Origin of the sequence: Variovorax sp. E3 (assembly GCF_016082275.1) — a bacterium.
In the GTDB taxonomy this organism is placed as follows: Bacteria; Pseudomonadota; Gammaproteobacteria; order Burkholderiales; family Burkholderiaceae_C; genus Variovorax.
In genome coordinates this window covers 1-6,347 of record NZ_MOWM01000252.1, presented here as the reverse complement: position 1 = coordinate 6,347, position 6,347 = coordinate 1, and the positions used below count along the sequence as shown (strand labels likewise).

Annotated in this window: 5 protein-coding genes and 2 pseudogenes; all 7 read right to left on the bottom strand. The window is 70.3% G+C overall.

All coding sequences use genetic code 11. From position 1 onward, the window contains the following. Nucleotides 1-152 precede the first annotated feature (152 nt). Nucleotides 153-647: an SET domain-containing protein gene (locus BMG07_RS39125; RefSeq protein ID WP_198088990.1), complete on the bottom strand. Its 495-nt coding sequence runs from the start codon at nt 645-647 to the stop codon at nt 153-155. After that, a complete protein-coding gene (locus BMG07_RS39120; protein WP_198088989.1) occupies nt 644-1,525 on the bottom strand; it encodes a GNAT family N-acetyltransferase in 882 nt (293 codons plus the stop codon). Before BMG07_RS39120 ends, BMG07_RS39125 begins: the two co-directional genes overlap by 4 nt. A gap of 9 nt (nt 1,526-1,534) precedes the next feature. Continuing rightward, a complete protein-coding gene (locus tag BMG07_RS39115) occupies nt 1,535-2,761 on the bottom strand; it encodes a HAMP domain-containing sensor histidine kinase (protein ID WP_269759844.1) in 1,227 nt (408 codons plus the stop codon). A gap of 62 nt (nt 2,762-2,823) precedes the next feature. Next, on the bottom strand, nt 2,824-3,759 hold the full coding sequence (locus BMG07_RS39110) for an ABC transporter substrate-binding protein (protein WP_198088987.1): 936 nt from the start codon (nt 3,757-3,759) through the stop codon (nt 2,824-2,826). Between the two features lie 21 nt (nt 3,760-3,780). Continuing rightward, nucleotides 3,781-4,631: pseudogene (locus BMG07_RS39105) on the bottom strand (PA4780 family RIO1-like protein kinase). Beyond that, the gene (locus BMG07_RS39100) at nt 4,628-5,731 is read right to left on the bottom strand and encodes a GNAT family N-acetyltransferase (protein WP_198088986.1); all 1,104 of its coding nucleotides are present in this window, start codon (nt 5,729-5,731) and stop codon (nt 4,628-4,630) included. The pseudogene BMG07_RS39105 and the gene BMG07_RS39100 overlap by 4 nt, the downstream one beginning before the upstream one ends. 351 nt (nt 5,732-6,082) lie before the next feature. Next, a pseudogene (locus tag BMG07_RS39095) lies at nt 6,083-6,347 on the bottom strand (hypothetical protein); the annotation flags it as partial.

The window sequence follows — 6,347 nt, the reverse complement described above, 5'->3', positions numbered from 1 at the left end:
TGCGCGGCCAGTGGACCAAGCTGAGCTACGACTTTTTCGTTGGCGCGCCGATCAGCAAGCCGGAGGGCTATCGCGCGGCGAAGGTCACGTTGGGCTTCAACTTGAACGCCAGCTTCTAAGCGAACTTCGCATCAGTTTGAACCAATAGCCCGTCAGGCGGCGTCCTGCTCCGCGACTGCGTCCTCGGCCGGCGCCAGCATCGTCCCCCGGCAATTCACCGACCCGCAATGGCACGGGTACTTCGACGGCGGCGACCCGTCGTCCGCCGTCAGCGAATAGTCGATGAACAGCTCGTCGCCCGCGTCCACGGGTTCCAGCGTCTGGAACCGCAGCACCATCTCTCCGCTTTCGTCGTATTCCTCGACCGCCTCGCAATTCGGCTCGCACGAATGGTTCAGGTGGCGCGTGGCGTTGCCGCCCTTGGCGCCGTCGATGGTTTCGTGGTTCGACAGCGTGAACAGGTAGGTGAGCTGGTCGTCCCACACCTTGGTGGCGATCTCGGCCTTGGTGTAGCGGCGGCCTTCATACAGGCCGAGGAAGGCTTCTGCCGGCAGGTCGCGCGTGGCGAAGGCGCCCAGGCCGTGCACGCCGCTGGGGCCGACGCGGACGAACGGGGTGGACGAGGTGGTTTGCTTGCGGTGCTTCATGAACGGGGAGAAAAGGTGGGGGCGTCGTTGTCTTGCTGCAGAAGTGTCAACGCCATTTCGATCTGACGGATGACAAGCGTGGCGCCGCGTGCGCTCGCGGCCCGGGAAAGCGGGCTGCCGACGGGCTCGTCGACGAGCCGCCAGCGGGTGGCGGGGCGGGCGGTGGCCAGCGCGTCGAGCAGTTCGTGCGCGGCGGTTTCGTCCAGGGCGGCGGCGTCGAGCAGCGCGCCCTGGCCGTCGCCGGCCGGCGGCATCACGGCATAGGCGCACAGCGTGTCGTGGCGCCACACGCCGAGCGCGACGGCCTGCTCGCGCACGAGGGCGTCCAGCACGGTCGGCCATTCGCGGCGCCAGGTGGGCCGCGATATCGCGGTGCAGGCGCTGTGCAGCGGCTGGAGCGCGGCGGGTTCGGGTCGCGTGCTCGCCTGCCTGCGATGTTTGTCGAGCTGCCATTCGAGCACCTCGAGCGTTCGCACTTCCTCGAAGCCGGCCTGGCGATAGAGCGCGCGCGCCGGGTTCTGCTCGATCACTTCAAGAAACGCCTGCGCGATGCGCGCCTGCGAGAAGGCCGCGGTCTGCGCCTCGATCAGCTGCTTTGCCAGCCCCTGCCGCCGGTGCGAGCCCGCGATGCCGAAGCCCGCAAGGTACGCGCGCGGCCCGCGCCGCCCGGCCAGCGAGATGCCGCAGGCCGCGCCGTCGACAGCGATCACGCGCGACAGCGACAGGTCGACCTCGCCGCGCCGCAGGTGCCGCTCGAAGCGCAGCTCGTCGAATGCGATCGGCACGAAGTAGCCTTCATAGGCCCGGTTCCAGAGTGCCGTGAGTTCGCCGCGCGAGAATTCCGTGGCGGGGACGACCGCCATGCCGATGCTGTTCATGAAGAAGTGTCAGGTGACCGGAAGCGTTGCCACGAAGCAGGTGCCGTCGTCCGCGCAAGAAGTGACTTGCAGCGTGCCGCCGTGGGCGGCCACGATTTCCGAGCAGATGTACAGCCCCAGCCCCAGTCCGCCGCCGGGCTTGCTGTTCTCGGGGCGCCAGTAGGGCTGGAAGATCCTGGGAATGTCGTCGGGGGGAATGGGCGCGCCGCCGTTGGTGACGGACAGCACGAGGGTGTCGTCCCGCACGACGGCGCGGACCACGATGGGCTGGTCGGGCGCGCCGTGCGCCACCGCGTTGCCCAGCAGGTTGGACAGCACCTGCTGGATGCGGCCCTGGTCGCAGCGCACCATGCCGTTGATCGACAACTGGTCGCGGATGTCGAGCCGGGGGTTGGCGGCCCGCACCTCGTCGATCACGTCCTTGAGTCCCGAGGCCAGGAAGTCGGCCTCGCGGATGGCCAGGCCCATGCCCGAGCCCAACCGCACGCGCGCCAGGTCGAGCACGTCGTCGATCAGCGCCGACATGCGGCGCGTGCTGGTCTTCAGCCGGGTGCCGAGCTTGACGAGATCGGGCTCGCCCGTGCGCCGGATCAGCAACTCGGCCGCCGCTCCCACCGACGACAGCGGGTTGCGCAGGTCGTGCCCGAGCACGGCGATGAACTGCTCGCGCAGCTCGGCCGTGGCGCGCTCCGACTGCAGGGCGGTCTCGGTGCGCACCTGGAGGTCTTCGGTCTCCAGCTGGCGCGCGATCAGGTCGGCGAAAGCGGTGAACATCGACACCACGCGCGCGTCCGACACCCGGGCCGGGCGCGGGTCGATGGCGCAGAGGTTGCCGAAGTAGTCGCCGTTGCTGTGGATGATGGGCACCGAGATGTAGCTCTCGATGTTGTACAGGCGCGGCGTGTGGTGGTTGAAGTACACCGGGTCGGTGCTGGCGTGGTCGATCACCACCGGCTGGCGGGCCGCGCGCGATTCGCTGCACAGCGTGGTCTGCACCTGCAGCCGGCCGCCCGGCTTCAGGCCGAACTGGATGGTGTCTTCCACCGCGCAGGCGGTCCAGGTGCCGTCGGTCACGCGGGCCACGGCGGCAAAGCCCATGCCGGTGTTCTGGCAGATGACCTTGAGCAGCGAGGGCACCGCGCTGATGCGGCCGATGGCCGCCACGTCCCGCGCAATGGCCTCGTCGCTGTCGACGTCGCCGACAACAGGGGCAAGAGGAGCGGGAAGGGTGGTCAAGGTACTGAAATGGTACGCCACGCACGCCGCCGCCGCATCGGGCAGATCCGGCATCCGGCCGCTCAGGGCTTGGGGTCGCCCAGCGAGGCCAGGCAACCCACGATGGCGTCGGCCGCCTCGTCCAGCCGGGGGCCGGGGCGCATCATCAGGTCGAAGCGGGCCGAGGCAAAGCTGCAGACCCGCCCGCGCTTGATGGCCGACATGGCCGACCAGCCGGGCCGCCCGGCCATGGCCGAGATTTCTCCGAGGGCGGACACCATCAGCACGTCGGGGTCGGCGCGCACCACGAATTCGGGGCTCATCTTGGGGAACGGGCCGAGCGTGCCGGGCACGGCGTTGCCCAGGCCGAGGCGGGCCAGCGTTTCCCCGATGAACGAGCTTTCGCTGGCCGCCGCCATGCCGCCGTGCACCTCGAAGTACACGCGCCGGCCCTGCCAGCCGGCGGGCACGCGGGCCCTGGCCGCGTCGAGCCCGGCGTCGAGCTTGCGCCAGAAGGCCTCGCCCGCGCCGGGGCGGCCGGTGGCGCGGGCCACGGTTTCCATCACGCGGCGCATGTCGGCATGGGTCTTGGCGTCGAGCGCCAGCACCTTGATGCCCAGGCGCTCCAGCGGCTCGGCGGCGCGGCTGCGCGGGCGCAGCAGCACCAGGTCGGGCTTGAGCGCCACGATGCGCTCGATGTTGGCGTCGTCGATGCCGCCCACCTGCGGCAGCCCCTTCACCGACGCCGGCCAGTTGGCGTGGCGGTCGATGCCCACGAGCCGGTCGCAGGCGTCCAGCGCGCAGACGGTCTCGGTCAGCGAGGGCATCAGCGACACGATGCGCCGCGCCGGCGCCTGCAGTTCGACCGTGGTGCCGCGGTCGTCTTCCAGGCGAATGCCCGCCGCGTGCGCCGCCGAGCCCAAGCCCAGCGCCACGAAGGCGGCGGCCTTGGCGATCTGCCGGGCGGTGGTGAAAAGCGGCGGGCGCGGGGTGGGGGTCGGCAGGGCGGAGGAGGTCATCGGGCGGGCGTGGTCGGCCCGCTATTGTCGCGGCGTCTGCATGCGCAGCCGCCGCGCCGCTTCTTCTTCGCGCGCGTCGTTCACCTCGCGCATCACGTTGCCCAGGTCGACCGGGCCGCTCTCGCGCACGAAGGTGCCCGTGAGCTCGGTCTCGGGGCGCAGCAGGCCGCGCTCGTAGAGCTGCCAGATCTCGTCGCCGTAGTGCGTGCCCAGCAGGGCGGGCGCGAACTGGCCGAAGAAGTTGCGCAGGTTCTCGACGTCGCGCAGCAGCATGCGGCGCGCGTGGTTGTTGCCGGCGGCGTCGACCGCCTGCGGCAGGTCGATGATCACCGGGCCGTCCTCGGCCAGCAGCACGTTGAACTCCGAGAGGTCGCCGTGCACGATGCCGGCGCACAGCATGCGCATCACTTCCTTCAGGAGGCTGGCGTGGTGCCGGTGCGCGTCTTCGGGCGAGAACATCACATCGTTCAGGCGCGGGGCGGCGTCGCCGTTGGCGTCGGTCACCAGGTCCATCAGCAGCACGCCTTCGAGAAAATTGTGCGGCGTGGGCACGCGCACGCCGGCGGCGGCCAGCCGGTAGAGCGCGTCGACCTCGGCGCTCTGCCAGATGGCCTCGGTCACCTTGCGGCCGAAGCGCGTGCCTTGGCCATGGCGCGCGCCTCGCGGGTGTTCTTGACGCGGCGGTTCTCGGTGTAGTCGACGGCCTGGCGGAAGCTGCGCTTGTCGGCCTCCTTGTAGACCTTGGCGCAGCGTGTTTCGTCGCCGCAGCGCACCACGTAGACCATGGCTTCCTTGCCGCTCATGAGCTGGCGCACCACGGTGTCGATCAGGCCTTCGTCGATCAGCGCCTGCAGTCTCTGGGGTGCCTTCATTGCGATGCCTCCCGGGGCGTGGCGGGGAGCCGGGTCGACAGAAAAGCCCTCAGGCTGTCGGTGCCCAGCTGGTAGGCCCCGAAGTGCCTGTGCGGCGCGAAGCCCAGGCGGTGGTTGATGGCGAGCATGGGCGCGTTGACCTCGGCGTTGTTGGTGATGGCGAGCGTGACCTCGGGGTGGCACTCGTGCACGAGCTGCAGCATGGCGGCCTTCACGCCCTTGGCAAGGCCCTTGCCGCGCCACTGGCGCGACACGGCGGTGAGCCGCTGGTGCATGCGCTCGGGCGTCTGCGCGTTCCAGCTGGCCTCGCACACGGCGACCAGCGCGTCGCCGTCGAGCAGCAGCACCAGGTAGTGATCGCCGCCGCGGCGGTCCATCTCGGCGTACCAGGGCGCGAAGCTCTCCAGGTCGTAGCGCATCGGCGGGCGCGCCAGGTTGCTGGTGGGCGCATCGTCGAGCAGGGCGGACATCGGGCCGATCAACGTTGCCAGCCGCTCGTAGGGCACGCGGCCGGCATGCACTTCGGCGCGCAGGCCGTGCGCGGGCGCGAAGCCCTCGGTGCGCCAGCGCGCGAGCGCCTGCCAGTCGAGTCCGTCGAAGGGCATGCGGTTCTCGACGCTGCGGTGCTTCTCGCTCGCGCCGATGGCCTGCAGAAAGGCGTGCCCCTCGGGGGCGTGCGCATGGAGGGTGGCCACGGACTTGCCGTGCGTTTCCATCAACGCCAGCAGCGCGCCCAGCAGGCTGCTCGCAACGCCGCGCCGGCGGTGCGGCAGCAGCACGCCGCCCCAGGCGTCGATGAAGGGCGCGAAGGGCGCGTGGCCGGGTGTGCCTTCGCGGCGAAAGCTCGCGGTGAGGCTGCCGACGATTTCGCCGTGGTCGCCCACGGCCAGCATGCGGTGGAAGTCGTGCAACGGGTCGTGCCTGAGCACGTCGCGCCGCCGGTCGGCATCGGCCTGCACGGGCTCGCCGGGATGGTCTTCGGCGGCGCGCAGGCGCCAGAAGGCGCAGAAGCGCTCCCAGTCGGATTCGCTCGCGCGCCGGGCGTCGAACGTGGTGGTCGTCACGGTATGCCGCGAACGCGCGGCATGAGGTTCAAGCATGGGTAGGCCTTGATTCGAAAAGGAACGGGGCGCCACCGGCACATGCGTGCTGGCGGCGGCGTTTGAATCGGGGCGGTGTGTCGTGTCGCTGCGGCGAGGGTGCCGCGAGCGCCGGACCGGCCGTGCCCCTCAGGGGCACCAGCTGCGCAAGGAGCGCGTCAGCAGTCGGTCAGAAGGAGGGTACCAGGACAAACCGCACGTGGGTGGGGGCGTGAATAGCAGTGTCTTCCATCGCGTACCTCCTTCGGTGGTTGTTTGTCGGACCTGCGAATGTAGCGGGCTTGGCGCGTGCTGTGAAGCAGCGCGTGCCGTGCGCTGTGGTTTTTGCCACCGCGCACGCCGCGCCGGTCGTCAGGCGCGCACGAGCATCGTGAGCGCGGCCGAGACGAAGATGGCCGCGAGGAACATGCCCCAGCCGCTCTTGCGGCGAATGAAGTTCGAAAGGAGCACGGCGCCCGTCATCAGCCACACGATCGGCCGGCTGCTGGTGCTGAAGACGCTTGCCACGTAGATCGCCTGCAGGCCCATGCTGATGACCCAGCCGATGTTCGACGCCAACCCCGTCTGTCGCCCGGCGGTGGCGGCGGGGGCAGGCGCGGGTGACGCGGCCGGCTGC